The organism is Paraburkholderia guartelaensis (genome assembly GCF_004353905.1).
GTDB lineage: Bacteria > Pseudomonadota > Gammaproteobacteria > Burkholderiales > Burkholderiaceae > Paraburkholderia > Paraburkholderia guartelaensis.
Genome location: NZ_SMOD01000012.1, coordinates 188,078 through 214,854 on the forward strand (window position 1 = coordinate 188,078; position 26,777 = coordinate 214,854).

Annotated in this window: 26 protein-coding genes; 5 read left to right on the forward strand and 21 right to left on the reverse strand. The window is 64.0% G+C overall.

Annotation, left to right across the window (positions count from 1 at the left end; translation table 11 throughout):
• Positions 1-3 precede the first annotated feature (3 nt).
• From E1N52_RS17855 to E1N52_RS17865, 3 genes are all read left to right on the forward strand, one after another.
• Positions 4-693: an ABC transporter ATP-binding protein gene (locus tag E1N52_RS17855; RefSeq protein ID WP_425468084.1), complete on the forward strand. Its 690-nt coding sequence runs from the start codon at positions 4-6 to the stop codon at positions 691-693.
• 69 nt (positions 694-762) lie between these two features.
• Positions 763-3,321: an FtsX-like permease family protein gene (locus E1N52_RS17860; RefSeq protein ID WP_246089110.1), complete on the forward strand. Its 2,559-nt coding sequence runs from the start codon at positions 763-765 to the stop codon at positions 3,319-3,321.
• Between the two features lie 4 nt (positions 3,322-3,325).
• Positions 3,326-4,459 carry a lipocalin-like domain-containing protein gene (locus E1N52_RS17865; RefSeq protein WP_133184082.1) on the forward strand — a complete coding sequence of 378 codons (1,134 nt, stop codon included), beginning with the start codon at positions 3,326-3,328 and terminating at the stop codon, positions 4,457-4,459.
• 5 nt (positions 4,460-4,464) lie between these two features.
• On the opposite strand, the gene E1N52_RS17870 is transcribed toward E1N52_RS17865, so the two are convergent.
• The 19 genes from E1N52_RS17870 to E1N52_RS17955 form a co-directional block, all read right to left on the reverse strand.
• The gene (locus E1N52_RS17870; RefSeq protein WP_133184083.1) at positions 4,465-5,310 is read right to left on the reverse strand and encodes a GNAT family N-acetyltransferase; all 846 of its coding nucleotides are present in this window, start codon (positions 5,308-5,310) and stop codon (positions 4,465-4,467) included.
• A 119-nt stretch (positions 5,311-5,429) separates the two neighbouring features.
• Positions 5,430-5,837 carry an OsmC family protein gene (locus E1N52_RS17875; protein ID WP_110388093.1) on the reverse strand — a complete coding sequence of 136 codons (408 nt, stop codon included), beginning with the start codon at positions 5,835-5,837 and terminating at the stop codon, positions 5,430-5,432.
• A gap of 67 nt (positions 5,838-5,904) precedes the next feature.
• A complete protein-coding gene (locus E1N52_RS17880) occupies positions 5,905-6,714 on the reverse strand; it encodes an HpcH/HpaI aldolase/citrate lyase family protein (RefSeq protein WP_133184084.1) in 810 nt (269 codons plus the stop codon).
• A gap of 60 nt (positions 6,715-6,774) precedes the next feature.
• Complete coding sequence (locus E1N52_RS17885) at positions 6,775-7,518, reverse strand: GntR family transcriptional regulator (protein ID WP_133184085.1); 744 nt, start codon at positions 7,516-7,518, stop codon at positions 6,775-6,777.
• Between the two features lie 38 nt (positions 7,519-7,556).
• Complete coding sequence (locus E1N52_RS17890; RefSeq protein ID WP_133184086.1) at positions 7,557-8,747, reverse strand: CaiB/BaiF CoA transferase family protein; 1,191 nt, start codon at positions 8,745-8,747, stop codon at positions 7,557-7,559.
• The gene (locus tag E1N52_RS17895; RefSeq protein ID WP_133184087.1) at positions 8,744-9,916 is read right to left on the reverse strand and encodes an acyl-CoA dehydrogenase family protein; all 1,173 of its coding nucleotides are present in this window, start codon (positions 9,914-9,916) and stop codon (positions 8,744-8,746) included. The genes E1N52_RS17890 and E1N52_RS17895 overlap by 4 nt, the downstream gene beginning before the upstream one ends.
• Positions 9,917-9,958: 42 nt before the next feature.
• Positions 9,959-11,407 (reverse strand): MmgE/PrpD family protein, encoded by a 1,449-nt coding sequence (locus E1N52_RS17900; RefSeq protein ID WP_133184088.1) that lies wholly within the window; start codon positions 11,405-11,407, stop codon positions 9,959-9,961.
• Between the two features lie 51 nt (positions 11,408-11,458).
• Positions 11,459-12,850 (reverse strand): MFS transporter, encoded by a 1,392-nt coding sequence (locus tag E1N52_RS17905; protein WP_133184089.1) that lies wholly within the window; start codon positions 12,848-12,850, stop codon positions 11,459-11,461.
• Between the two features lie 131 nt (positions 12,851-12,981).
• Positions 12,982-14,379, reverse strand: a complete 1,398-nt coding sequence (locus tag E1N52_RS17910; protein WP_165979406.1) for an amidase — start codon at positions 14,377-14,379, stop codon at positions 12,982-12,984.
• Positions 14,369-14,587 carry a hypothetical protein gene (locus E1N52_RS44100; RefSeq protein WP_165979407.1) on the reverse strand — a complete coding sequence of 73 codons (219 nt, stop codon included), beginning with the start codon at positions 14,585-14,587 and terminating at the stop codon, positions 14,369-14,371. The genes E1N52_RS17910 and E1N52_RS44100 overlap by 11 nt, the downstream gene beginning before the upstream one ends.
• Positions 14,588-14,622: 35 nt before the next feature.
• Positions 14,623-15,132 (reverse strand): MaoC family dehydratase, encoded by a 510-nt coding sequence (locus tag E1N52_RS17915; RefSeq protein ID WP_133184091.1) that lies wholly within the window; start codon positions 15,130-15,132, stop codon positions 14,623-14,625.
• Positions 15,133-15,384: 252 nt separating this feature from the next.
• The gene (locus E1N52_RS17920) at positions 15,385-15,855 is read right to left on the reverse strand and encodes a hypothetical protein (protein WP_133184092.1); all 471 of its coding nucleotides are present in this window, start codon (positions 15,853-15,855) and stop codon (positions 15,385-15,387) included.
• A 274-nt stretch (positions 15,856-16,129) separates the two neighbouring features.
• The gene (locus E1N52_RS17925) at positions 16,130-16,351 is read right to left on the reverse strand and encodes a hypervirulence associated TUDOR domain-containing protein (protein WP_133184093.1); all 222 of its coding nucleotides are present in this window, start codon (positions 16,349-16,351) and stop codon (positions 16,130-16,132) included.
• 215 nt (positions 16,352-16,566) lie between these two features.
• A complete protein-coding gene (locus E1N52_RS17930; protein ID WP_133184094.1) occupies positions 16,567-18,147 on the reverse strand; it encodes an isocitrate lyase in 1,581 nt (526 codons plus the stop codon).
• A gap of 323 nt (positions 18,148-18,470) precedes the next feature.
• The gene (locus E1N52_RS17935) at positions 18,471-18,899 is read right to left on the reverse strand and encodes a hypothetical protein (RefSeq protein ID WP_133184095.1); all 429 of its coding nucleotides are present in this window, start codon (positions 18,897-18,899) and stop codon (positions 18,471-18,473) included.
• A 70-nt stretch (positions 18,900-18,969) separates the two neighbouring features.
• Positions 18,970-20,328, reverse strand: a complete 1,359-nt coding sequence (locus E1N52_RS17940) for an epoxide hydrolase family protein (protein WP_133184096.1) — start codon at positions 20,326-20,328, stop codon at positions 18,970-18,972.
• Between the two features lie 153 nt (positions 20,329-20,481).
• Positions 20,482-21,417: an NmrA family NAD(P)-binding protein gene (locus tag E1N52_RS17945; RefSeq protein ID WP_133184097.1), complete on the reverse strand. Its 936-nt coding sequence runs from the start codon at positions 21,415-21,417 to the stop codon at positions 20,482-20,484.
• Between the two features lie 81 nt (positions 21,418-21,498).
• The gene (locus E1N52_RS17950; protein WP_205965625.1) at positions 21,499-22,491 is read right to left on the reverse strand and encodes a carbon-nitrogen hydrolase family protein; all 993 of its coding nucleotides are present in this window, start codon (positions 22,489-22,491) and stop codon (positions 21,499-21,501) included.
• 50 nt (positions 22,492-22,541) lie between these two features.
• On the reverse strand, positions 22,542-23,018 hold the full coding sequence (locus E1N52_RS17955) for a MarR family winged helix-turn-helix transcriptional regulator (RefSeq protein ID WP_133184098.1): 477 nt from the start codon (positions 23,016-23,018) through the stop codon (positions 22,542-22,544).
• A gap of 481 nt (positions 23,019-23,499) precedes the next feature.
• On the opposite strand from E1N52_RS17955, the gene E1N52_RS17960 reads away from it, so the two are divergent.
• Positions 23,500-23,823 (forward strand): DUF4148 domain-containing protein, encoded by a 324-nt coding sequence (locus E1N52_RS17960; RefSeq protein WP_133184099.1) that lies wholly within the window; start codon positions 23,500-23,502, stop codon positions 23,821-23,823.
• Between the two features lie 74 nt (positions 23,824-23,897).
• Here the strand turns inward: E1N52_RS17960 and E1N52_RS17965 are convergent, their stop codons facing one another.
• Positions 23,898-24,431 carry a tautomerase family protein gene (locus tag E1N52_RS17965; protein ID WP_133184100.1) on the reverse strand — a complete coding sequence of 178 codons (534 nt, stop codon included), beginning with the start codon at positions 24,429-24,431 and terminating at the stop codon, positions 23,898-23,900.
• 107 nt (positions 24,432-24,538) lie between these two features.
• Here E1N52_RS17965 and E1N52_RS17970 point away from each other — a divergent pair, with 107 nt between their 5' ends.
• The gene (locus E1N52_RS17970) at positions 24,539-25,573 is read left to right on the forward strand and encodes a GlxA family transcriptional regulator (RefSeq protein ID WP_133184101.1); all 1,035 of its coding nucleotides are present in this window, start codon (positions 24,539-24,541) and stop codon (positions 25,571-25,573) included.
• A 53-nt stretch (positions 25,574-25,626) separates the two neighbouring features.
• On the opposite strand, the gene E1N52_RS17975 is transcribed toward E1N52_RS17970, so the two are convergent.
• A complete protein-coding gene (locus E1N52_RS17975; RefSeq protein WP_133184102.1) occupies positions 25,627-26,772 on the reverse strand; it encodes a branched-chain amino acid ABC transporter substrate-binding protein in 1,146 nt (381 codons plus the stop codon).
• Positions 26,773-26,777 lie beyond the last annotated feature (5 nt).

Sequence of the window (26,777 nt, forward strand, 5' to 3'; positions counted from 1 at the left end):
AACATGATGCTGACGCTCGCCAACGTATCGAAGCACTACGACGGCACCACGCCGCGCAACGTGCTGCGCGGCGTGAATCTCGAACTGCGCTCGGGCGAATGCGTCGCAATCATGGGCGAATCGGGCGCCGGCAAATCGACGCTGCTCAATCTCGCGGCAGGTCTCGACCGGCCGGATGCGGGGCAAATCGTCTTCGACGGACACGATCTCGGCACGCTCGACGACGACGCGGCCACCCTGCAGCGCCGCCAGAAAATGGGCTTCGTGTTCCAGGCGTTCCATGTGCTGCCGAACCTCTCGGCGGCGCAGAACATCGCACTGCCGCTGCTGTTGAATGGCGTGCGCGCGAAAGACGTGCCGGTGCGCGTGTCGTCCGTGCTGCACTCGGTCGGGCTCAGCGGGCGCGAGCACGCGCTGCCGCGCGAATTGTCGGGCGGCGAGTTGCAGCGGGTGGCGATCGCGCGTGCGCTCGTGCATCAGCCGCGTCTCGTGCTGGCCGACGAGCCCACCGGCAATCTCGATCACGACACGGCCATGCGCATCCTCGCGCTGCTGCGCGAACTGGCGCAAAAGAACGGCGCGGGCGTCCTGCTCGCCACGCACTCGGCCGCCGTGGCGGCTGCCGCCGACCGCGTGCTGCGGCTCACGCCCGCCGGGCTCGAGTCGTATACGCCCGGCGTAGGCGGCTCGTAGGCGATGCGCTGGTTCGGCGCCGTGGGTGCATCGCGCGACGCTGCCGCATCGCGTTGCCTGGGCGATCGTATGCCCGCTGGCGGCGTCGGTGCGGCGCTCATCGCCGGTGAAATGCGCGCGCATCCGCTGCGTACGCTGATCGGCATTCTCGCGATCGCGGCGGGCGTTGCGATGGGCTATGCCGTGCAGTTGATCAATCGCGCGGCGCTCAACGAGTTGTCGGCGACCGTCAACTCGCTGATGGGCAACGCCGACATCGAATTGCGCGGCCCGCGCGCGGGCTTCGATGAAGCGCTATACCCACGCATTGCCCGCTTGCCCGAGGTCGCCGCGGCAAGCCCGGTGGTCGAGGTCGATGCGCGCGTGGCGGGACGAGACGAGTCGTTGAAACTGCTCGGCGTCGATGTGTTTCGCGCGGGATATGTCACGCCGAATCTCGTCGGGCGCGTGGAGCTGGCTGATCGCGCGAAAGGCACGAATGGCGCGAAGGCCACCACGCTCGATCTGCTCGACCCGGACACCGTATTTCTCTCGCCGGCCGCGTTGAGCTGGCTCGCGCTCAAGCCCGGCGATTCGCTCACGGTGCAGGTCGGGCTCGCTTCGGTCGCGCTACGCGTGGCCGGCGTGTTGCCCGCATCGGGTGATGCGGTGCGCGTCGGTGTGATGGATATCGGCGCCGCGCAATGGCGTCTGCAGCGGCTCGGCACGCTTGAACGCATCGACATCAAGCTCAAGCCGGGCGTCGATGCCGACGTGTTCGCGCATTCGGTCGCGCCGCTCTTGCCTGCGGGTGTCGCCGCCGTCACACCGGGCGACAACGCACACCGCACCTCGACGCTCTCGCGTGCGTATCGCGCGAATCTCAACGTGCTCGCGCTCGTTGCGCTGTTCACGGGGGCGTTCCTCGTCTTCACGATGCAGGCCCTCGCCGTGCTGCGCCGACGTGCCCAGTTCGCGCTATTGCGTGCGATCGGCGTGACGCGGCGTGGCGTGCTGTGGCTCGTCGTTTCGGAGGGCGCCATTCTCGGCGCGCTCGGCGCGGCAGCGGGTCTCGCCATCGGCTTCGCGCTCGCGGCCGCCGTGCTCCGTTATGCGGGCGGCGATCTGGGCGGCGGCTATTTTGAAGGGGTTCAGCCGCGCGTGCATTTCGATGCGCTGCCCGCGGCAATATTCTTTGCGCTGGGGATGGGCGCGTCGGTGCTCGGCAGTCTCGCGCCGGCGCTCGAGGCAGCGAGGGCGCGACCCGCGCGGGCGCTGAAGGCGGGCGATGAGGAAGCGCCGGCCGCCCGGCTGCGTACGAAGCGCACGGTCACGGCGGCACTGCTCGCGATCGCCGCCGGGCTCGTCACAACGCTATTGCCGCCCGTAGCCGGCTTGCCTGTGTTCGGCTATCTCGCCATCGCGCTGCTATTGCTGGGCGGCGTGCTGGCGATGCCGGCGCTCGCACGCGCCGTGTTCGCCGTGCTGCCGCGCTCGAATCATGCCTTGCCGCAGCTCGTGCTGGCGCAGCTCGCCAATGCCCCCGGCCGCGCGACGATAGGCCTCGCGGGCATCGTCACGAGCTTCAGCCTGATGACGGCCATGGCGATCATGGTGTCGAGCTTTCGCGTGGCGGTCGACGACTGGCTGCAGTTGCTGCTGCCCGCGCCGCTCTATCTGCGCGCCTCGCCGGGCGGCGATAGCGCATTCCTGGCACCAGGCGATCAGGCAGTCATTGCAGCGACACCGGGCATCGCGCGCGCCGAATTTCTGCGCGCGACGCAAATCTCGCTCGACGCTCGCCTGCCGCCTGTGAGCCTGCTCGCGCGGCCCATCGATGCGCGTAACCCGGCCGCGCGCTTGCCATTGACGACGGCGCCTCGCGCGCTGCAAGCGGGCGAGCCGCCGCCGGTATGGATCAGCGAGGCGGCCGCCGATCTGTACGGTATGCACCCTGGCCAGCGCATCACGCTGCCGCTGGCGGGCCAGCGCTTGCCGTTCACGGTGGCCGGCATCTGGCGCGACTATGCACGCCAGTTCGGGGCCATCGTGATCGACGCGAGCGACTATCGCCGGCTCACGCACGACACGCGCGTGACCGATGCCGCCTTGTGGCTCGACCCGGGCGTGGCGCCGTCACAGGCGATCGCACGCTTGCGCGAGAGCGTACACGGTGGGCAGCACCTCGAGTTCGCGCAGCCAGGCGAGATCCGCGCGGCGAGCCTGCGGATCTTCGACCGCAGCTTCGCCGTGACGTATCTGCTGGAAGCGGTGGCGGTGATCATCGGTCTGTTCGGCGTGGGCGCGAGCTTCGGGTCGCAAGCGCTTGCCCGCACGCGCGAGTTCGGCATGCTGCGGCATATCGGCGTCACGCGTCGCCAGATCGCGGTCATGCTCGCGATGGAAGGCGCGCTCGTTGCGCTGCTCGGCGTGCTTGCCGGCTTGACGCTGGGCTTGAGTCTCGCGATGGTGCTCGTGCATGTCGTGAACCCGCAGTCGTTTCATTGGACGATGAGCGTGCATATGCCATGGGGATTGCTGGCCGCGCTGGCTTCGGCGGTCGTCGTGGCCGCTGCGCTCACGGCACTCCTGAGTTCGCGCGCCGCGATGTCGGTCGACGCGGTGCGCGCCGTGCGCGACGATTGGTGACGCGATGAGACGGCGCACGTTCCTCTTATTGTCGCTAGCTGCGTTGTCGCGGAGTGCTGCGTGGGCGCGCATGCCGGACTATCCGGTGGTGACGAGCGGACAGCCGCTCGTGTTCCCGCGCGACTATGGCGCGCATTCGAGCTATCGCACCGAATGGTGGTACGTGACTGGCTGGCTGCAAACGGATGACAACGTATCGCTAGGCTTCGAAGCGACATTCTTCCGCTCGCGCCCCGCGCTAGACGACGAGAACCCGAGCCGCTTCGCGCCGAATCAATTGCTGTTCGCCAACGTGGCGCTGAGCGATCCGCACGCGGGCAAGCTGCAGCACGACCAGCGCATTGCGCGCCGCGGCTTTGGTCTCGCGGAAGCGAGCGAGACGGACACGGCAGTCCACATCGACGACTGGTCGATCGAGCGCGATACGGATGGCCGCTACCGCCTGAACGTCGCTACGCCCGACTTCACGTTCGCCTTTACTTTGACGCCGACGCAGCCGGTGCTCGTCAACGGGCAGGGCGGATACAGCCGCAAAGGTCCGCTGCCGGATGAGGCGAGCTACTACTACAGCGTTCCGTGGCTGCAAGTCGACGGCATGCTCGAGCGCGGTGGTCATTCGACTGGCAATGCCGGGCACGTGCGAGGGCAGGCGTGGCTCGATCACGAATGGTCGTCGGCGCCGCTCGCCGACGGAGCGGTCGGCTGGGACTGGATCGGCATCAACTTCGATGACGGCGGCGCGCTGATGGCCTTGCAGATTCGCGACAAGGCAGGCCGCAAGTTCTGGGCAGGCGGCACGCTGCGCACCGCCGATGGCAGCACGCATACGCTATCGCCCGATAGTATTCGCTTCACGCCGCTGCGCCGATGGCATTCGCCGCATACCGGCGCACAGTATCCGGTGGCGATGCGCGTCGTTGCGCAGGACGTGCATCTGACGCTCGTGCCGCTCATGGACGATCAGGAGTTCGACAGCCGCGCGAGCACCGGCGCGGTGTATTGGGAAGGGGCGGTGACGGCGTTTCAGGCGGACGCGGCGAGCACGGATACTGCAAAAACCGCTGCGAAACCTGCAGGAAAACCGCTGGGACGCGGCTATCTCGAACTCACAGGCTATGTTCAGCGGCTCCAGCTTTAGGAGTATCAACCCAGCTCGAACGACGTCACACCAAACACGCGATCGAGCGCAATCGAGGGCGCGTTTTTCGTGTACATCCGCGCGGTTTCGAAGACGCTCGTCATACCGTGCCGTTCTGCCAGCGCGACGGCCGCAGGGTTCGTTTCCGGCACGTCGAGCACGATCACCTCGCCGGGCATGCTTGCCGCCAGTGCGCGAAAGAGGCCCGTGGCGACGTCCGCATCGTCGGCGAAGAGCGGGCCGATCTTGCAGCCTGACTCGCAGCGTCGCACGACGCCATAGCCGGCGACGCGGCCCGCGTCGATGGTTGCGAGCGCAACGGCATCAGGCTGTGTGATCCAGGCGGAAACGAAACGCTCGCGGGCAGCGGGAAAACAGGCGCGGTCGTAGGCGAGCAACTGCTCGAACGGCACGTCTGCGGCTGGCACCACACACGCGCACCCGATGCCGCTCACGCGTCCCTGATAGCGGATGTTGCGGTACGCGAGCCGGAATCCGGACTTCCCATAGTTCGCCTGTTGGGCAACGACGCCGTCGAGACCAATGTTCCGGTCTCCCAGGTAACGCATGCCGTGTTGCCAGATTCGTATGCCGAAGCCTTTGCCGCGAAATCCGGGTTTCACGATGTAGAGACCGATGAAGCCAAAGCTGTCGTCGTAGGCGACGGCGCAGAGGCATGCGACCGGCTCGCCGCGCCAAATGCCGACGAAGAAACCGCTTGGGTCCGCTTCCCTGAAGCAGCGCGGGTCATGCCACCCGGGGTTCCAGCCCTCTGCAGCCGCCCATTCGACCGACATGGCCACCTCGTCGGCCGACATGGTGCGCACGATGAAGTCGTCAGTTTGATCCATGATATCGGGGCTGCGGGTCCTATCGCTTGGTCACAGCGTAATGTCCGGCGTGACTAAAGACCAGTAAAGCATGCCGGCACCGTTATGGCAAACAGACTGCGTGTGCCGGTATGCCTGCCTTATGCAATGCGCAACGTCGTGTCGATGCGCGTGCCGCGCTTGATGAAGAGCGTGACTGGCGTCTTTTCGCAGATTTCGGCCAGGCGCGCGCGTTGCGCTTCTTCAAGCGGACCGTCGACTGCAACGCCGCGGCGGATGTACTGGGTCCCGTCATGATCCGCGTGCAGGCTGACCTCGACGGCGATCTCGGCGGCTGGCCAGGTCTTGCGCTGCATGTACATGCGCAGCGTGGCGGCCGTGCAAGCGGCAAGCCCGGACAGCACGAACGCGAATGGCGCGGGGCCGCGATCCTGGCCGCCTTCATGCGGGCCTTCGTCGCCGGTCAGCGGGTGGCGGCCAGCCTCGATGGCGACGACGTAGTTGGGCGCGTCGGCGGCAAGGCGGGCGGTAGCGGAAGCGAGCGGCATGGGTAATTCCTTGGAGTGGTGGTGCGATCTCGCGGGCGAGATCAGTTGAACGAGGGCGGCTGAACAGTCAGTCGAACTGCGCGACGATCGCCTTTGCCCGCTCAACTATAGGGCGATCGACCAGCTTGCCGTCTACGGCGATCGCGCCCGCGCCGCTCTTCGCAACGGCGTCGAGCACGCGGCGTGCCCACGCACAGTCGGATTCGGTCGGCAAAAAACCGCGGTTGACCGCGTCCACCTGGCGTGGATGGATGCAGAGCTTTGCGCCCATGCCAAACATTCGGGCGTGGCGCACGTCTTCCTCGAGTGCCGATTCGTTGCCAAGGTCGAGCGTCACACCGTCCACCGGGGCGGGCAGTCTCGCATGGCGAGACTCGATCACCAGTTGCGTGCGCACTGGATCCAGTGCCGAGCGGTCGTCGCCCATGCCGGCGTCGGAGCAAAAGTCGAATGAGCCGAACGCGAGGCGCGTGAGCCCGCCCACCGCCGCGATCTCGCGCAGCCTCACGACGGCATCGACCGTTTCGATCAACGCGTAGAGCGCTTGTGATTCGCGCAATGCAGCGCGAATGTGGGCGAGGTCGCTGGCGCGTTCGGCCTTCGGCAACATGACGCCAGCCACGCCCGGCAACGCCGCAAGGCGCAGGTCGTCGTCATGCCAGGGCGTTTGCACGCCGTTCACGCGCACCAGCACACGAGCATCGACGCCATGCCGTTCGAGCCAGTCATGCAGTGTGTCTCGTGCCAGCGCTTTCGCCTCGGGCAGCACCGCGTCTTCGAGATCGAGAATCACGCGGTCGGCGCCGCTCGCGAGCGCCTTGTCGAATCGCTCGGCGCGCTCGCCGGGCACGAAGAGATAACTGCTTGCCGCTTTCATTGGGTGTCCTCTGCGCGGGCGCGGTCGTCCGTGAAGATCGTCCGCGCAACGGACGCGACTTCAGGTCGCGCGCCAGTCGCGCTGAAATGTTTCCAGATAACTGAAGCGCTCGGACGGGTGGATGCTGATCGCCGCTTCCACGACCTCCTCGCGCCGGTTCAGATAGCGCCGGCAAATCCATAGGGCTGGCGAGCGGGCCTGCGTATTGAGCAGACGCGCCTGACCGGCTGTGACGAGCGTCGCGCGGATTTCCTGCTGTACCGCCGCGATCTGCTCGCCAAACTGCTGCTCGATCAGCGCGTAGATCGGCGTATGGGCATGTCCCTCGACTTCCACCGCACGAAACGCCGGGTGAATGTAAATGTCGCTTACACAGATCGGATCGGTCTCGTTTTCGCTCCTGCGCACGCCTTCGAGATGCAGCCAGGTTTCGCCGTGACTCGCGCGAAGCACCTTTGCGAGCGCGTCGTCCACCTCGACGAGATCGCTACGGAGTAGCGTCAATTCCGTGTCGGCCGTGTACTGGTGCAGGTCGTTCAGTTGGCGCATGACCTGCTGATAGCCGCTCACTGCCTCGCGAGCGAGCACGCGCGTGCCGACGCCCGGCTGCCGGTCGACGAGGCCCATCTGCACGAGTCGGCGCACCGCTTCGCGTACGGTGTGCCGGCTCGCGCCGAACTGTTCGCAGAGGTCGAATTCCGTGGGCAAAAACGCGCCCACGGCGTAGCGCCCGGTGCGGATCTCGTTGATGAGCGTCTGCGCCAGTTGCAGATAACGCGGCTGCTGATTCAGCAAGGGTGTCATACGGTGAACCGGCCGGGCCGGAGGCAAAAGCAATTCTGTCATTGCACCACAGCTTGCCGGCGTAGCCAAGCGATCGTATCGTCCTCGAAACCGGCCTCGCGCAGCACCTCATCGGTGTGCTCGCCCATGCGCGGCGCGGCGCGCGCGGGCAGGTCCTCATCGATCCGCACCGGCGAAGCCACACCCTTGATCGGCCCGTGCTCAGGGTGCTCGAATGCCACCACGCGCGCCTGCTCGGCCACGAACGGGTTCTCGAGCGCCTGCGCCACGTCGTACACGGGCGCGGCCGGCACCTTGCCCGCGAAGCGCTCCATCCACGTCGAGGTGTCGGCGCTCATCAGCACGTCGTCCAGTTCGCGGCGCACGCGGTTGCGATGCTTCAACCGCGCCGCGTAGTTGCACAGTTCCGGGTCGTCGATCCATTCTGGCTTGCCGACCACGTTAGCGAGCACGCCCCAGAACTTCTCCTTGTTGCACATGAGGAAAATCCAGCCGTCACGCGTGCGGTAGAGCTCGCTGGGTGTGAGCGACGGGTGGCTCGAACGCGGCTCGCGCTTCGTCATATGGCCGCCGTTGAGATACCAGGTCGCCACATAGGCGAGGTTGTGCAGTGCGACGTCAAAGAGGCTCACGTCCACGTCGCGGCCGCGCCCGCTCTGGCGCGCCTCCACGATGCCCGCGAGCAGCGCCATCGCCGCTGTGGTGCCCGTCATCAAGTCGATGATCGAGAGGCCGAAACGCGCGGGCGGTCCGTCGGGCTCGCCGGTCAGCGAGAGGTAACCCGCTTCGGCCTGCATCAGATAGTCATAGCCCGGCCACGCCTTGCGCGACCCGGTGCGCCCATATGCGGAGAGATGTGCGCAGACGATGGCGGGATTGGCGCGCGAAAGGGCGGCGTAATCGAGCCCGAGGCTGGCGGGCAGATCGCCGCGCAGATTGTCGAACACGGCGTCGGCCTTTTCTACAAGCTTGAGCAATACTTCCTTGCCCTCGCGGCTTTTGAGGTCCAGCGCCATGCTGCGCTTGTTGCGGTTGAACGCCTCATAAAAATGGCTGTCGCCGGGGCCGAAATAGTGCGGGCCAACCGCACGGCCGACGTCGCCGCCGTCTTTCGCGTTTTCGATCTTGATCACGTCCGCGCCGAGATCGGCGAGATGCTGGGTGGCAAACGGGCCCGCGCCGTACTGCTCGACGGCAATGATGCGGAGTCCAGAAAGTGGCAGGCTCATACCGGGCTCCTTTCGATCAGCTGTTTGGCGATGATGATGCGCTGAAGTTCGTTCGTACCTTCTCCGATCACGAGCAATGGCGCGTCGCGATACAGGCGCTCGATATCGAATTCCTTCGAATAGCCGTACGCGCCGTGTATGCGCATGGCCTCCGTGCTGTTCTCCACGCCCGCTTCCGTAGCGAAATACTTCGCCATGCCGGCTTCCATGTCGCAGCGTTCGCCGCGATCGTAGGCCTGCGCCGCCGCATCAACGAGCAGGCGCGCCGCGTGAACACGCGTGGCCATTTCGCCGAGCTTCAGTTGAATCGCCTGATGCTCGCAGATTGGTTTGCCGAACGTCTTGCGCATCTGGCTGTACGCCACAGAAGCATCGAGCGCGGCCACCGCGATGCCAAGGCCGCGCGCGGCGACGTTGATGCGCCCCAGTTCGAGCCCGCCAAGTATTTGCTGGAGACCGCGGCCTGGCGCGCCACCGATCAGGCGATCGGCCGGTACGCGGTAGCCGTCGAAATTCAGTTCACAGGTGTCGATGCCCTTGTACCCGAGCTTTTCGAGCTTGCGGCTCACTTCGAAGCCCGGTCCTTTCTCGGCGATCAGCAGGCTCATGCCTTTGTGTCGGGGCTGCGCGGCCGGGTCGGTTTTCACGAGCAGCACGAGGCAATTGCCGTAGAGGCTGTTCGTGATCCACGTCTTCGCGCCGTTCACCACGTAGTGGTCGCCTTCGAGCCTGGCGGTCGTGCGGATCGCCTGCAAGTCGGTACCACAATCGGGCTCGGTGAGGCCAATGCCGCCGCGCAACTCGCCCGTGGCGAAACGCGGCAGGAAGTGCGCCTTTTGCTCTAGCGTGCCGTTGCGCTGCACCGTCATCGCCATGATCAGGTGCGAATTGACGATACCGCTCAGCGACATCCACACTGCCGACATGCGCTCCACGATGCGCGCATAGGTTCGCGCAGAGAGACCGAGGCCGCCGTACTCGGGATCGATCAGGCAGCCGAACAAGCCCATTTCCTTCATTTGCTCGACAATCTCGGCCGGATATTCGTCGGCCTTTTCGAGCGCATGCACATAGGGCTTCACCTCGGTCTTGAGGAAACGGTCCAGCATGTCGAGGATCAGCGTGTCGTCTTCACCGTGATCCAGCACGTTGTCTTCCACTTGAGACATATCACTTCTCCGAACTACGAATTGATCTGGTTTTGCGCTGTTTTAAACCGCTTCGCCAAGCACCGCGTGCCAGGCGCCGGGTGGCAGCGTGTCGAGTGCGAGCACGGTCTCGCGGATCTTCTCCACGCGAGCGCCCGGTAGCGCGCGGCACGCATTCGCACGATACTTCGCGACGATTTCCTCGTTGCTGAGCGGCCGGTCGGCGCTGCCGCGATGAACGGCCTCACGGTGCGAGAGCGTTTCGCCGCTCGTCAGCTCGAGGCATACCTCACCGGTGTAGTGGCGCGGAAATGTGCTGTCGGGATCGATTTCGTATTCGACCTTGGCCGCGAGAGCCAGCACCGCATCGTCGCGCAGCGCCGAGGGTTCCAGTTCGTCGAGCGTGAAGCGTCCCTTCACCAGCGCGCTCGCCGTGACATACGGCACGCTGAATTGCGCGTCGTACGCGTTGGCCGGACGGCGCTTGTTCGCCACCGGCTCGCATACGACCTTCACGACGCCTTCGGGCACCTTCACGCGAATGCGTCCAATTCGGTCGATCAGTTCGGTCAGCCGATAACCGCGCCGTTGCCATTCATGATGCAGCGCGGAACCCGCGTCGGCGAATGCGTGCGTGAAATGGCACGCCGGAACGGGCTTGATGGCGACCTCCTCGATTTCCCATTTCTCGCCGAGCCCGGCGGTCGCGAGTGACAGATCGGCGTTGCCGCGCTGCTCGCCTAGATAGCTGGAAAAGAGGCCGAAGCGCCCTTCATAAGGCGCCGATGCGCCGACATATCCGCGCGACGCGAGCGCGGCCGCGGTAAAGGCTGATTGCGCTGCCCAGCCCGGATGCATGCGCTTGGTCCATGCGCCGTCCTGCAGGAACTCGAGGCTGCCGCTCGCCATGGAAAGCGCGATGCCTTGCGCCATCTGCGCCTGCTGGCGCGTGAGACCCAGCAAGCGCGCTGCCGCCAGCGCGCATCCGAAGATGCCGACCACGCCGGTCGGATGAAAGCCGACCTGATGGAAGCCGCTTTGCGCTACAGAGCCGATGCGCGTCGCGGCCTCCATACCTGCAATATAGGCGGCGAGCGTTTGCGCGCCGTCGAGCGGCCGTCCGTCCGTCACGCCAAATACGCAGGGCAGGAGGCTCGCTGTGGCGTGAATCACCCCGCGCGAATGGGTATCGTCAAAATCGAGGCCGTGCGCCAGTACGCCATTCATCACCATTGCGTCGCGCGCCGTGAGGGCGCGGCCATGGCCGATTACCGTCGCGTCACCCTTGCCGAGCACCGAGAGGCCGTCCATCGTTACGCATGCGAAATCGGTGGCGTGCGCGGCATACGCAAGACCGATCGCGTCGAGCAGCAAGTGCTTGGCCCGCTCGCGCACGGCTTTGGGCACCGCCTCGAGCTTCAGCTCGAGCGCGAACTTCGCAAGCTCGCCCGAAATACCGCCCGCCACTGTGTCCGTTTTCTGATTGTCTTCGCGTAGAAGCTGTGGGCTCATGTCATCTCCTGTGTCTGCGCCGGCCGCGGTCGCGCCGCCGGCTAGGTGAGTTCAGCGGTCAGCATGTGCCGCGGCGGCCATGCCCGTGACGTCCTCTTCGACCACCGTGCCGATATCTTCGAGCGACTGGCCGCTGGTCTCCACACGCAGCACCAGCAGTGCGACGATCAGGAGACTCAGGATGCCGATCACCATGGCGAGTACGCCCGAGACGCCGAAATTCTGGAACAGCGCGACTGCCGCGTAGGGCGTGCTCATCGAAGCGGCACGGCCGCATACGCCGGCGAAACCCGTGCCGCGCAGGCGGAACGCCGTTGGGAACAACTCGGGGATATAGCCGTAGAGGCCCAGCGTCACGAAGGTGTAGATCGACGTGACGAGCGCGAAGCCCGTGACCGAGATCGCAACTGGATCACGCATCTGCGGATAAATGAAGCCGAGAACGATGGTGGCGAGCGAGAACACGATCAGCCCGCGTTGCCGGCCAAGGCGATCTCCGAGCAGATAGCCGACCAACGCACCGCCCGGCGCGCCGAACGCCATGAGCGTGACGAAGCCGAGCGATTGCACGACTGTCAGGCCCTGTTTGACGAAAAACGTGGGCAACCACGCAACGAAGCCATACACCGAAACGTTGACCGCCACGCACACCAGCGCCGCAACCAGCGTGCGGCCGATCACCGGGCGCGAGAACAGCACCGAAAGCGGCAACTGGCGCGGCGTGACGGGCTGTGTGCCCAGCACGGGTGGTAGCTTGCCGGTTTCGCGTTCCACTTGCGCCTCGATTTCAGCGAGTGTGGCCTCAGCTTCGGCCGTGCGTCCCACCGATTCGAGCCAGCGCGGGGACTCCGGCATGCGTTTGCGCATGATCCAGATGACGAGCGCACCCGCGCCTGCGATAGCGAACATCCAGCGCCAGCCGAGGTGCGGAATCACCAGATAGCCCACGCTTGTGGCGATCAGCAGGCCGGAGTTGATCACGAGGCCCATGAGGGATATCCAGCGGCCGCGAAACGCTGGCGGTACGAATTCGCACAGCGTGCCCGCGGCAACGACGAGTTCAGCGCCGAGTCCGAGGCCCATCAGGAAGCGCAGCACGATCAGCGTTTCGATGTTCGGGGCAAAGCACGCGAACAGCGACGCAACGCCGAATACGGCCAGATTGATCTGATACGATGCGCGGCGGCCGAAGCGGTCGCCCACCCACCCGGCGAGCGCCGAACCGATGAGCATGCCAAAGAATGTCGCCGAAATGAACGCGGCGTTGGTCGCGAGCGTAGAGAAACCCGACTTCACCATGGCGGCGAGCACGCCCGCCGCAAGATAGACGTCAAAGGCGTCGAGCACGGCGCCGCCGCTGATCAGCCCGAGAATTCTCCAGTGAAAGCGCGCGAGCGGCAGCCGGTCTAGCCGGGCGCCAGCGTTGACGGACGAAGCGTTCATGCGATTGTCTCCGGAACGATGCGGCATCCGCCAGTCTGGGCCGGCGTGATGCGATGCCAAATGGCACTACACGATTAGTTATCCTGTATGTTTCTTCACTACCGAATTCACTTCCGGTTTGCGGGACTGATTCAGGCCACGCGTGGTCGATGCGAGAGTATGGAAGGCAAATGCCAGTCAGTGTTGCCCTGCAGCTGGTGCGCGAGACGCAGCAACACGTCCTCGCTCCACGCTCGCCCAATGAGTTGCACGCCAACCGGCATCCCGTTCTCACTCTTGCCCGCAGGCACGCTCATGCCGGGCAAGCCCAGATAGTTGATGCCGCGCGTCCAGTATGAAAAATTGCCGAAGCGCCGCTCGATTTCACTGGCGTCACCTTCGAGCGTCTCTTCGATGGTGGGCACCGCGTAGGGCAGGGCGGGCAACAACAACGCCTGGGCACCGCCGAGATAGCGCTCGACGAACTGCGTCATAAGGGGCGCACGTAAGCGCAGTGCGTCGACATAGCGCGTGGCCGGATACAGCAGTCCGCGTTCGAGGCGGCGCAACACCTGCTCGCCATAGTCGCCGCGGCGCTCGCGCAGCCATTTGGCATGAATGGATGTGGCCTCCGCGCCGAGCATCAGCGTCGCTAGCGCCCCTGTTTCGCGCAAGTCCGGCAAGTCGACCTTGCGGATCGTTGCGCCGCACGAGGCAAACGCTTCCGCCATGCGCGAGACAGCCGCACGCACTTCTCCCGAAACGGGAGCATCGTCGCCGAATGCGGGGACGGCGATGATGTCGTCGGGCGCCAGTGGCCGTTCGATCGCGCCTTCGAATTCGCGCTTTCCAGTCGCAAGGCAATGCGGGTCGAGCGAATCGGCATCCCAGATCGCTTGCAGCATGGAGGCAGCGTCCTGCGCCGTGCGCGCCAGGACGCCAACGCAGTCCAGACTCGGCGAAAGCGGCATTACGCCTCGCATCGAAATCGCATGCTGAGTGGGCTTGATGCCCGTGACGCCGTTCACTGCCGCCGGAATGCGTACCGAGCCGCCTGTATCGGAGCCCAGCGCGCCCGCCACGAGGCCGCGCGACACCGCTATGCCGCTGCCGCTGGACGAACCGCCGCTCACATGCCCTTCGGACCATGCGTTGCGGCCGTGGCCCAGGTGTGCGTTGAAGCCGGTGGGGCTCATTGCGAACTCGGCCATATGCAGGGCGCCGAGGTCGGTTGCGCCTGCCGCGTCCAGACGCTGCAGCACTATAGCGGTATGCGAGGCACGATGCCCCGCCAGGATGCGGCTGCCGCATTCGCTCAGTTCTCCCGCCCGGAAGAACATATCCTTATGCGCAAGCGGCGCGCCGTTCAACCGGCCTGCCTGCAGGCCTTCTTCGCGTTGGCTGTCGACGGCGCGCGCTTGCTCCAATGCGGCCGCCTCGCGCAGCCGGACAAAGCCGCCACGCTCACCCGCTTGCGCCGCTTCGCGCAGCGCGTGCGCCGTGCGCTGCTCGCAGGTTTGCGTCGGAAGCGGGAATACCTCAGCGCGCATGTCCGGGCTCCGTCTGTTGCAGCGCGTGCGCGAAGGCGTCGGCGTCGATCCAGTCGAGCGATTGCGCCGCGTCGGCGACCGCCTGCACCGTAGCGTGTGCCGCCTCCACCAGCGTAGCAGCGTGGGCGACGGTGAGCGGCGCGGCACCGAAGTGCTCCGCCCACGCTTGCGCGCCGGCGTTGAAATGCGTGAGACTTTCATTGGACATGCCAATTCCCCTGCGATCGCAGCTACCCAGTGAATTCAGTCACCGACTCCGTGCCCACGCTTCGGAATCAGTGCGCTGCGCACGAAGTCCATCACCTGCACGCCGTTCTGGTTGAACGCACGCGTATGCACAGTGACGATGCCCTGGGTGGGACGGGAACGCGACTCGCGCTTCTCGAGTACTTCGGACTCCGCATAAAGCGTGTCGCCGCAGAACACGGGGGCCGTGAGATTGATTTCTTTCCAGCCGAGATTCGCAATGGCCTTGCCGCTCACGTCGTTGACCGTCATGCCGAGCACGATGGCCACGGTCAGGCCGCTATTGACGAGCAGTTGGCCGAATTCGCTCTTTGCGGCATGAGCGGCGTCGCAATGCATGGGATGAAAGTTCATCGTCAGGAGCGAAAAATGAATGTTGTCGGCCTCCGTGATCGTGCGCCCAGGCCGGTGCTCGTAAATGTCCCCGATTTCGAAGTCTTCCAGGTAGCGCCCGTAGCTGGCGCGGATACGGCGCGTTTCGCCAATCTGCTCTCGTTTCACGTCCATTGCCTGCGTCTCCGGTTTCAATCGACTTTGTTCGGTGATTGTTACTTTGTACGGACAAAGTATCCGGCGAAGAAAAACGCCTGTCAAGGCGCAGGATTAAGGAATTCATCCAGGGTTTATGCGGGTGGATGAACCTTTGCCAGCTCAATCAACCCGCGAAGCCCATGTGCGATTTCGCGAGCAAGCGATGATGCGGTTGGCCGCTGGCCTGAACTCACTTCGGCGTCCGATGCCGATTGACGGGCACGTAGCTCAGGCGATTGGGTTCCATGGCCAGCCTGTTTTCATCGCAGGCATAGATGACGTTCTGCCGTTCTCGTCGTCACGCTTGTTCGACCGTGTTGAGGCGAGTGTCGTGTTGTCGAGCTCGAGTCCAAACCAGCTGACCTTCTGCCTGACGTAGGCGGCATAAGATGCCCAGCCTTGCGGATCGTCCGCGAAGAGCTCGCGCTGCACTGTCGCGGCAAGCCCAATGCGATCGAGTTCGGTCTCCAATAGCGCCTTTGGCCAGCTCGCATAGGCACTTGCGGCCCGTTCGAGAAAATCTCTCGCTCGAATGCTCGGTGACATCTGCTGAAGAAAGGGCAGCGCCTGCAACGAAGGCTCGCGCGACGCAAGGTGCGCAACGGGCGAAAAGGATTGAGTCGCGCCGACGTTGCGCATCGCTTCGAGAACATCACCAAGGTGCAGCAACAGTTCGCGCCGGTCGAATCGGTCGTCCACAATACGTTCCAGGTCGTGTTCCCCGGCGGAGGCGTACGGCGCGTGCCGGGGAAAGGGTGATGAGGGTATCAGCGGTGCGTTTCGGCAAGCGATCGCCGTGCCCGCACGAGAAGTTTACCGGCTCATCGTGCACAGAACGTTTCGAGTTGTATCCGTGAGCCTGTCCCTTTAAGAGGCCAGGCTCACGGGGCTGTTGCCGCCGACGCCAAACCGAACCCGTTGCCGACAAGTCGATGCGCCGGCCGACGAATTCGACCGTGTAGTTCCACGCAGGTCAGTGCTTGTGCACCACCTTTTCCAGTCCGTCGGCGGGTTGCACCGCGTGTTGACCGGTCTGCTCGCTTTCGACCTCGTAATACGGGTCGTCCTTCGACGCGGCGACAATGTGACCGTCCAGTTCCGTATCCCTGATGATCCGGCGGACGACCGTGCCTGTCGTCATGCCTTCCGGGGTGTTCCACGTGACGCGATCGCCTGTTTTGAGTCGATGGGACATGATTGTGCGCTCCGGTGGTTGAATCCCCGTTATCGCCGCATTCCTCGTTCCTGAGGGCGGGTCATTCCCGTGGTATGGGGCCAGTGATGCTCGAGGACATTGCGCAGGAGAACTATCTTCTCAGATCGTGAAAGCACAGCGCATCGTGACAGGCTCGCCGGATAAAAAAAACGCCAACCCGTATGGGTTGGCGTTTTACGTGGGGCTGACGAATATCAGAACTGATTCATCGTGTTGTCCTTACCCGCCGCTTTCAGCGCCGCTTCGCCGCTGAAATACTCCTTGTGGTCGTCGCCGATATCCGAGCCGGACATGTTCTGGTGCTTGACGCAGGCGATGCCTTGACGGATCTCCTTGCGCTGCACGCCAGCCACATAACCCAGCATGCCCTGGTCACCGAAGTATTCCTTGGCGAGGTTGTCGGTCGACAGCGCTGCGGTGTGGTACGTCGGCAGCGTAATCAGGTGATGGAAGATACCGGCTTCGCGCGACGCATCGGCCTGGAAGGTGCGGATCTTTTCGTCGGCGGCCTTCGCCAGTTCGGTCTCGTCGTATTCCACGCTCATCAGCTGGGCGCGGTCGTATGCCGACACGTCCTTGCCCGCGGCCTTCATCGCGTCGTACGCCTGCTGGCGGAAGTTCAGCGTCCAGTTGAACGACGGACTGTTGTTATACACGAGCTTCGCGTTCGGGATGACCTTGCGAATCTCGTTGACCATGCCGGCGATCTGCGCGATATGCGGCTTTTCGGTTTCGATCCACAGCAGGTCAGCGCCGTTTTGCAGCGAGGTAATGCAATCGAGGACGCAGCGTGCTTCGCCCGTGCCGGCGCGGAACTGGAACAGGTTGCTCGGCAGGCGCTTCGGACGCAGCAGCTTGCCGTCACGCTTGATGACGACGTCACCATTGCCCAGTGCGTCGGTCGAGATTTCGTCGCAATCGAGGAACGAGTTGTATTGGTCGCCCAGGTCGCCCGGCGTGTGGGTCACGGCGATCTGCTTGGTCAGGCCGGCGCCCAGCGAGTCGGTGCGGCACACGATGATGCCGTCGTCCACGCCCAGTTCGAGGAAGGCGTAGCGGATCGCGCGGACCTTGGCCAGGAAGTCCTCGTGCGGCACGGTGACCTTGCCGTCCTGGTGGCCGCACTGCTTCTCGTCGGACACCTGGTTTTCGATCTGGATGCAGCATGCGCCCGCTTCGATGAACTGCTTGGCCAGCAGGTAGGTGGCTTCCGCGTTGCCGAAACCTGCGTCGATGTCGGCGATGATCGGCACGACGTGGGTGACGTGGTTGTCGATCTTCTCCTGGATGGCGGCCTTGGCAGCGCCTTCAGCCGCATCCAGCTGGCGGAACAGGCCGCCCAGTTCGCGGGCGTCGGCCTGGCGCAGGAAGGTGTACAGCTCGCGGATCAGCGCGCTGACGGAGGTTTTCTCGTGCATCGACTGGTCCGGCAGCGGGCCGAACTCGGAGCGCAGCGCTGCGACCATCCAGCCGGACAGGTAAAGGTAGCGGCGCTCGGTGCTGTTGAAGTGCTTCTTGATGGAGATCATCTTCTGCTGGCCGATGAAGCCGTGCCAGCATCCCAGCGACTGGGTGTACCTGGCCGGGTCGGCATCGTAGGCAGCCATGTCGGCGCGCATGATCTTCGCGGTGTATCTGGCGATGTCCAGGCCCGTCTTGAACTTGTTCTGGGCACGCATGCGTGCGGCGGATTCGGGGTTGATGGCATTCCAGGCGCTGCCTTGTTTCTCCTTCAAATCTGCCACTGCCTTGATGTCGTCTTGGTACTGAGCCATGTCTATCTCCTGAGAGCGAAGCGCATTTGGATAAAGGATTCAGCGTGCCGCTGCGTACGTCGAAGCGAACTGCATGACTCAATTGTAGGGTTTCCTTGATGCGTCGCAGCAATGTCTTATATAAGACATATGACTTATTTATCCGTTATTTATCAATGAGATAGCCAACAATTTTTGCGCTGTAGAACATGTTTTCATAAAGCGGAATGGCGCGGCTCCGGGAATTTGAGATGGATTCCACAATGTGAAGTGCGCTTTCGGTTGCCGGGGCAGGGGGCCGAGGCCTCGAATTCGAGCCTGGCGCCCCTAGCCGCCGATGCGAGCTACATCGTCTTTAATGCAGCAGCTTCCGGTCCACTCAGATAGAGATCGCGGAATCGCTCGTCTACGCGCTCCCACATCAGCGTCGAAAACAACAGCGCTGCCTTGAGCGGCCGATGATTGATGACGACCGAATCGGTTTCGCCGTTTTGGTTCAGGTGCGCGACGACCACGGTCTCGATGGGCTCTCCCTGGATCTGCGACCGGTAGGACTCCAGGTACAGGCTGTCGCCGATTTTCCCCTTGTAACTGTGATGCTGGAATTCATAGAGAGAAACGGCGTGCTTGATCACGGAAAGGATGTCTGCGCGGCCTTCTATCGGTCGCTTCAGTACGGTCGCCTCCAGCGTTGCATTTTCTGCCAGTCTTGCCAGCCAAAGCGGCGGCGCGTTTTCGGGCGCCATCACAGGCGCGGTGTCGTTGAATTTCATGTCGATGGTTCCTTCGGTTTCAGGGAGGTGCCGGGAGTCGCGTCCCGGCGCAGCACAGACGGCTCGCGCGTTATTGCTGGCGCAGCGGTCGCAAACCCGCTCGCACCTCTTGCGCGAACAGTTGCGGCTGTTCCCACGCCGCGAAGTGACCGCCCTTGTCGGGCCGGTTGTAATAGATGAGGTCGTGATAGGCGCGCTCGGTCCAGCTGCGCGGCGCCTGATAGTTCTCGCGTGGGAACACACTCACTGCGGCGGGCACCGATACGTCGGCGGCGGCCAGGAAGTTGAAGTGCGACTCCCAGTAGAAGCGCGCGGCTGAGATGCCCGTGTTCGTCAGCCAGTAGAGCGTGATGTCGTCGAGCACGTCGTCGCGCGTCATCGCTCCCGACGATTCGCCGTTGACGTCGCGTCCGTACACGGCCGAGGTGAGCGCCGCAGCCGGCTGGATATAGCCGTCGCCGTGATCGAGCAGCCAGCTCGCCAGCGCGATCGGCGAATCCGAGAGCCCATAGAGCGTCTGTGGACGCGTGGCCTGTTCGATCGCGTAGGCGCGCCGCAATTTGGCTGCGCTCGCGAGCTGCTCGTAGGCGTGCTTTTCGTCGTCGCTGAGATTGGCCGGCGGAGGCGAGCCGGCTTGCAGCGCCTTGACGATTTCGGGCGGAATCGTCGCCGGGAAATTCACGTGAATGCCGAGCAGTTCCGGCGGCGCCTGCTTGGCCATCACGTTGGCGACGATGCCGCCCAGGTCCCCGCCTTGCGCGGCGAACTTCTCGTAGCCAAGCCGCTTCATCAGCACGACCCACGCACGCGCGGTCCGCTCGGGACCCCAGCCCACCTCGGTCGGCCTGGCCGAGAAGCCGTAGCCCGGCAGCGACGGAATCACGAGGTGAAAGGCGTCTGAGGCGCTCGCGCCGTAGGCCGTGGGATTGGTCAGCGGATCGATGATCTTGAACTGTTCGATGACGGAGCCCGGCCAGCCGTGCGTCACGATGAGCGGCATCGCGTTCTCGTGTTTCGAGCGCACATGTATGAAGTGGATGTCGAGTCCGTCGATTTCGGTTACGAAGTTCGGCAGCGAGTTCAGTTTCGCTTCGCAGCGGCGCCAGTCGTAATCGGTCGACCAGTGGCGCGCGACCTCCTGCATCATCGCGAGCGGCACGCCTTGCGATTCGTCGTTCACGGTCTCCTTGTCGGGCCAGCGCGTGGCCTTGATGCGGCGACGAAGATCGACGAGCTGCGCTTCGGGCACGTGCACGCGCAGCGGACGAATCGCGGTCTTGTCGCCGTTCGGTGCGGATTTGACTTCCGTGATGCCCTGCAGGGTTTGCGAGAACGCCAGCTGGCTAAGCGAAGCTGCTGCCACGGCCGCCGCGGTGGCGCCCATGAAGCGGCGGCGTGACGGCGACGGGATGAGAAGTTCGTCAGACATAGGTACTCCGTTTTTCTGGTCTTGGAGGCAGAGCGCACGTGGATGCTTCGCAATACCAAGCGTAGTCGTGCTGGCGCGCGCGTGCGCCGCAGTTGCGCGTCGCTCGCCAACGGGATTCGTGCCGGATGTCCCGGCACATAAACATGCGTCGCATCAGGCCGATGCCGCGCCGCTCGCAAATGCCTCAGCGTGGCGCGTCACGAATTCGCGCATGCCGATCGGCGCCTGACCCGTGAGCCTGCGCAGGTCGTCGGTCATGCGGTCGTACCGGCCTTGCGCGTGCAGTTCGGCCATGACCGCAAGATGCTTGACGACGTGCGCGGATATCCCGAGTTCGCCCAGCTTCGCAGCCCATGCCTCGACAGGCACGTCGCGGTAGCGAATCGTGCGGCCCAGTACCTCGGAGAAGAGGCGCGCGTAGTGCTCCATATCGCGGGATTCGAGGCCCGTGAGGTGATAAACCTGGCCGATATGCGGCGCCGGATTGTCGAGGATCTCCGCGACGGCACGCGCCACGTCGAGCGACGAGATCGGCGAGGTCCGGCCCTTGCCGAGCGGCAGTACGAGTTCGTCGTTCTTGCGCACGCCCTCTGCGGCAAGAAGCAGGAAGAAGCTCTCCAGAAACACGGTAGGCCGCACGGTGACGACGGGCAGGCCCGACCAGGCGAGCGCCTGCTCGGCGAGCCAGTGCTGCTTTTGCTGCGCGCTGTCGGTGGTTTCGGTGATGCTCATCTGCGAGACGGTCATCTGCGACATGTTCACGAACGCTTCGACGCCGTGATGGCGCGCAACCGCCGCCGTGTTGATCGTCGCTTCGAGGTAAGCGGGCGACACGGACATGCCGAAGTAGAGGCGCGAGACGCCTTCCATGGCGCGGTGCATCGAATCGAGATCGGTCAGGTCGCCGTGCACGACCTGTGCGCCGAGACGGCGCAGTTCGTCGGCGCGTGCGTCCTCGCGGCGCACCAACGCGCGCACGCGATATCCCTTCGCAAGCAGGTTTTCGGTGATGCTGCGTCCTACGGCGCCGATTGCGCCTGCGGCACCGGTGACGAGAATCGGACGGTCATGCTGAATTTGAGTGGTCATTTCGCTTACCTGTTTCGTAACACTAAACAGTGTATATACACATTTAAGGGGAGCATTAGCCGGAACGGATGCAGTGCCTGCTCAGGCAACGACCGTGCGTGGCTCCTCGCCTTCGTTGCCGGTCGCGGCAGCGGCGTGTTGCACACGTTCATGAACGTTCGCGGTCGGCGTGCGGTCGATCTGCAGGCTGAGCAGTTCCGGCCGGTTGTAGTGGCCTGCCGAGTCCATCAGCATCTTGCGACGGTCGATCAGCGAGAAGTCGAGGTCGGCGATGACTTCGCCTTCGCCCTCGCGCAGCGGCTCGCCGATCAGCAAGCCGTCCGGCGCGACGATCGTCGTGAAGCAGCCGCCCGAGATCGGCCCGATCGCGCAGCCCGTGTCCTTCATGATCTGCGCCTGCTGGTCGGCGTCGAGCCACGCGGTCGCGTTCACGACGAAGGCGCCGGATTCCAGTGCGTGCTGGCGGATATTGATTTCCATGCGCTGCGCGAAGCCTTCGCCGAAGGCGGAGCCGGGATACATGGCCGAATGAATCTGCTCGCCGTCGGCGATCATCGCGTAGCGCGCGAGCGGGTTGTTGTGCTCGAAGCAGGCGAGCTGACCAATGCGGCCCACCTTGCTGTCCACGGCGCGCAGGCCCGAGCCGTCACCCTGGCCCCAGATCATGCGCTCGAAATGCGTGGGCGTGATCTTGCGGCGGCGCTGGATCAGCGTGCCGTCGGCGTCGAAAAGCAGTTGCGTGTTGTAGATGGTGCCGCCGTCACGTTCGTTCACGCCGATCGAGACAACCATGCCCGCTTGCCGTGCGGCTTCGCCGATCGCATCCGTGGCGGGCGAGGGCACCGTCACGGACTGTTCGAGCAGCCTCAAATGCTCGGTGCCCGCGAGCAACTGCATGGGTGTTTGCACCGCGGAAAAGTACGGGTAGTACGGCACCACGGTCTCGGGGAACGTGGCGAACTGCACGCCTTTGCGGCCGAGTTCGAGAATCTTCTGCACGACCTTGGCGACTGTTGCCTCGCGGCTGTAGAGCACGGGGCTGATCTGGACGGCGGCGGCTTTGACGACTTTCATTACAGGCTCCTGATGGTGTTGCATATGCAACATTGACGATGAAAAAAAATTCAGACGTTAGCTGACGGCAAATCTGCCGCGATGTTCATGAGCGCACTCGCGCCCTCCAGGCCGAGCACGCTGGCGGCGCGCTGTTGCGCGGCGGACCACGCCGGCCCGGCGGCCTGAAGCAGCTCGCGGCCCGCTTGCGTGACCGAGAGAGCACGGCTGCGGCCATCGCCGCCGGGCTGGCCATCGGCGACCCAGCCATGTGCGATGAGCGGCTGCAGGTTACGCGTGAGCGTCGTGCGGTCGTGATGGTTCTTGCGCCCGAGCGCGGCACGGCTCAACGGGCCGTACTCCGCGACGAGCACGAGTAGCGAAAGCTGCGAGGAGCTGACGCCGAGCGGGCGCAGTGCCTCGTCATAAAGGGCAGTCAGCACGCGTGCGATCTGTCGCGTGCGCGTCAGCAGGCAGTGGCGCGCGATCTGCGTGCTCACGCTGCCCGATGCTTCAGTGCTGTGCGGAACGGTTTCGATGCAGGACATGCTTCGCGACTCCAGGGTTCGTGCGGGGCGTTTTGCCCGGTTGACGTATTGAAGCGTGCTGATGTATCTCGCACGTGTCGCGCGGGCCGCCTTTGTGTATGTGCGTGTTTCCACGTGGCGGCCAGATACATAGTGGTACAAATTCCATGCGGGGAGCCACGCAACCGTATGTAAGCGCACTCGGTATTCGTCAGCTGATTTCCGCGGGTTACGACTGGCACGCTTGCGGCCGACACTGATGCTCTGGCCGCAGCGCTGTATGGCGCCCGCTTTTTTGCGGACTTTGTATCGTCGTGTATCCATCGCGCCAACGGACAAGGAGGATTGCAAAAGCCGGGGTTCGCGCAAACAAGCCAGATACGTTGAGGGTTTCAAATACGTCCATGCCAGTCGGCGGTGTCGCAAAGCAGACTTCGAGGCGACTGGATGCACGTGCCACGCAACCGTGGTCTGACCCAATACTTTGCTTGCAGGTGATCCCATGAAACTCATCAAGTCGCTGGTCGTTGCCGCTATCGTCGCCGTTCCGGTTGTTTCCTTCGCGCAATCCAGCGAGCCGCTCACGCGTGCCCAGGTTCGCGCGGAACTCGTTCAACTGGAGAAGGCCGGCTACAACCCCACTGCCGACTATACGAACTATCCGCAGCAAATTCAGGCCGCCGAGGCACGCGTGAGCGCGCAGAATGGCGTCCCGGCTTCGGGGTTCGGCGGCGTGGCGGAAGGCTCGTCGGCGGCGGGTGCCAGAGCGGCTACGGTTTCGTCCCAGCAGGACATTCCGGGCCTCGGTCCGATCTACGCACACTAACGATGTATGTTGCGCGCCCGCCTTGCGGGCCGCCGCATTTGAAAGGCTCTTCGCTTGCGAAGAGCCTTTCGCCGTTACTCGTCAGGGTGTCCCGTGGATGCCGCATCGAGCGCCGCCGCGAGCGTGGTGCGCGCTTTTTCGCGGCGTCCGCGCGCGAGACGCGCCGCGCCCACGTCGCGCTCAGGCTCACCTTCGAGGAGGGCGTGAATGTCGGGCAACGTCCAGATGCTGCCGCGGCTGCCCCACGTGCCGTCCGGAATCTCCGTCGGGAAAACCCACACGCGCGGCGACACGTCTTCGAACGGCCGGCCCTCGGCGCGGGCGACAGCCTCGGTAACCGACTTGACGAGCGCTTTGCGGGAAGCATCGGTGTACTGACCTTCAGGCGCCGAAGGAACGATGCGGTAGCGCGGCAGCGTCGAACGTTCCCCGGCGACGTAGACAGCGGCTGGCCGATGCAGATAGAGCACCGTCACGCCCTGCGCAATGCGGTTGCCGGGATCGTAGCCTTCGGCGTGGATCAGAATGTTGGTGAGTTCCTTGACGAGGCGGGCTTCCGCTTCGGGTGTCAGGGCATCTTCGGGCCATAATGCGTCGATCATGGGCATGGCGCTACTCCTTCAATCAGGTGTTGGGATGGGCCAATCATGCGGCTTTACGGGTTAGCGAGGAAGTGGCAAGATCGCCATTATTGAAGGCATATCGGACACGCCAAATGATCACGATCCGCATCTGGGTTTACGACGGCATTCTGGCCTCCGGCGTGGCCGGCCCCATCGACGTTTTCAATGCCGCCAATCACCTGGGCGCACGCCGGGGCCACGATGCGCGGCGTTTCGCGTGGCGCGTCGAATCCCTCGACGGGCAGCCGGTGAAGGCGGCGTCGGGCCAGAACATCGCGGTGGACGGCAAGATAGACGGACGCAAAGGCGCGGACGCCATCCTGCTCACGGCGCCGTTTTTCTCCGACATGGACGAGTTCATCGGCCACCGCGAGCAGATCGATAAGATATCGAGGGCGCTGCGCTGCCAGCACAAGGCAGGTGCTGTGCTGGCGGCCTACTGCACCGGCAACTATCTGCTTGCCGAGGCGGGGTTGCTGGACGGGCGCGTTGCCACCACGCACTGGGCGAAGGCGGCCGATTTTGCGCGACGTTATCCTGCCGTCGAGCTTCGGGCACGCGAGGTCCTGACCGGGCAGGACCGCATTCTTTCCAGCGGCGCGGTCACGTCATATCTCAATCTCGCGATACGGCTCGTGGAAACGCTCGCCGACGAAAAGCTTGCCGCCATGACGGCGAGATCCTTGCTCATCGACGTCAATCGTATTGATCAGGCGTCCTATGCAACGCTCGTCGACGAGCACGGACACACCGATCCCCTCATCGCCCGGGCGCAGCAGCGCATGGAGGCGACGATTGCCGAAGGATTCCGGTTAAGCGAGCTTGCCACGTGGCTCGCCGTGAGCGAACGGACGCTCAACCGCCGCTTCAAGCAGGCCACGGGCCTCGCGCCACTCGAATATCTGCAGAATCTTCGTATCGAAGTGGCGAAACAGTTGCTGGAGTCTCGGCCCATCGCGCTCGAAACCCTCAGCGACCGCGTCGGTTACGCCGATCCAGGTTCGTTTCGTGTGCTGTTCAAGCGCAAAACGGGGCTCTCGCCGCGCGAGTATCAGTTGCGTTTCTCGCGCATCGCTTCCCATCCGGAAAGCCAACGTGACGGGATCGCGGAGCGGTCGCTGCTGTAGCGACCCTCCCGCTGAAAGCGCCGCATCACGCCGGGCTGCGATGCGGTCGCGGCTCAGTGTTGCACACCGAGGCTTTCACGTTTTCCGTCGTTGAACGTGTAGAGGGTGAGCGTTGCATTCTGCAGATCGCCTTTCGAATCGAAGCGCGTCTCGCCAATCACGCCCTTATAGTCCGTCTTCTTCAGATACGCCAGATATTTCGCCGGATCGGACGAACCCGCCCGCTTCATCGCGTCCACCAGAATCATGACGGCGTCGTACGCGTAGGGCGCGTAGATCACGACGTCCTGTCCATACTTTTCCTTGAAGCGCTTCTTGAAGTTGTCCATGCCGGCCACGTATTCCGGCGTGATGCCGCCTGCTTCCGCGCAGATCACCTGGCGGCCGGACAGTGACGTGCCTGCGAGACTCGGCAGTTCACCGGTACAGATGCCGTCGCCTCCCATGAATTTCGCGGTCATGCCAAGTTGCTGCATCTGCTTGATCATCGGGCCGCCTTGCGCGTCCATGCCGCCGTAGAAAACGACGTCGGGATTCGTTCCCTTTACCTCCGTCAGGATGCCGTGAAAGTCGGTTGCCTTGTCGTTCGTGTACTGGCGCGAAACGACCTTGGCGCCAGCCGCCGTTGCCGACTTGACGAACTCTTCGGCGATCCCTTCGCCGTACGCGGTGCGGTCGTCGATCACGGCAACGCTCCTGGCGTTCCACTTCTGAACCGCGTAGCGGCCAAGTACGGACCCCAACTGGCCATCATTCGCGACGAGGCGAAACGCCGTGTCGAAACCCTGCTGGGTATATTGGGGATTGGTCGACGACTGCGAGATCTCGGGGATGTGCGCGTCATAGTAGATCTTCGATGCGGGAATCGTCGCGCCGGAGTTGAAGTGGCCAACCACGCCCTTTACGCCGGCATCGACGAGACGCTGTGCGACCTGCGTCGCCTGACGCGGATCGCCGGCGTCATCCTCGACATCCAGCTCGATCTTGACTTTCTTGCCGGCGATCACCGGAGGGTTTGCGTTCAGATCGTCGACTGCCATTTTCGCACCACGTTCGACGTCCTTGCCAAGGTTCGCATTCTCGCCAGTCAACGGGCCGGCGAAGCCAAGCTTGACCGTGACCTCCTGTGCATAGGCGAATCCCGCGCTGAGCGACGCAACGGCACTGCCGACTGCGATGACAGATTTCAAGCGTTTCATTGTCG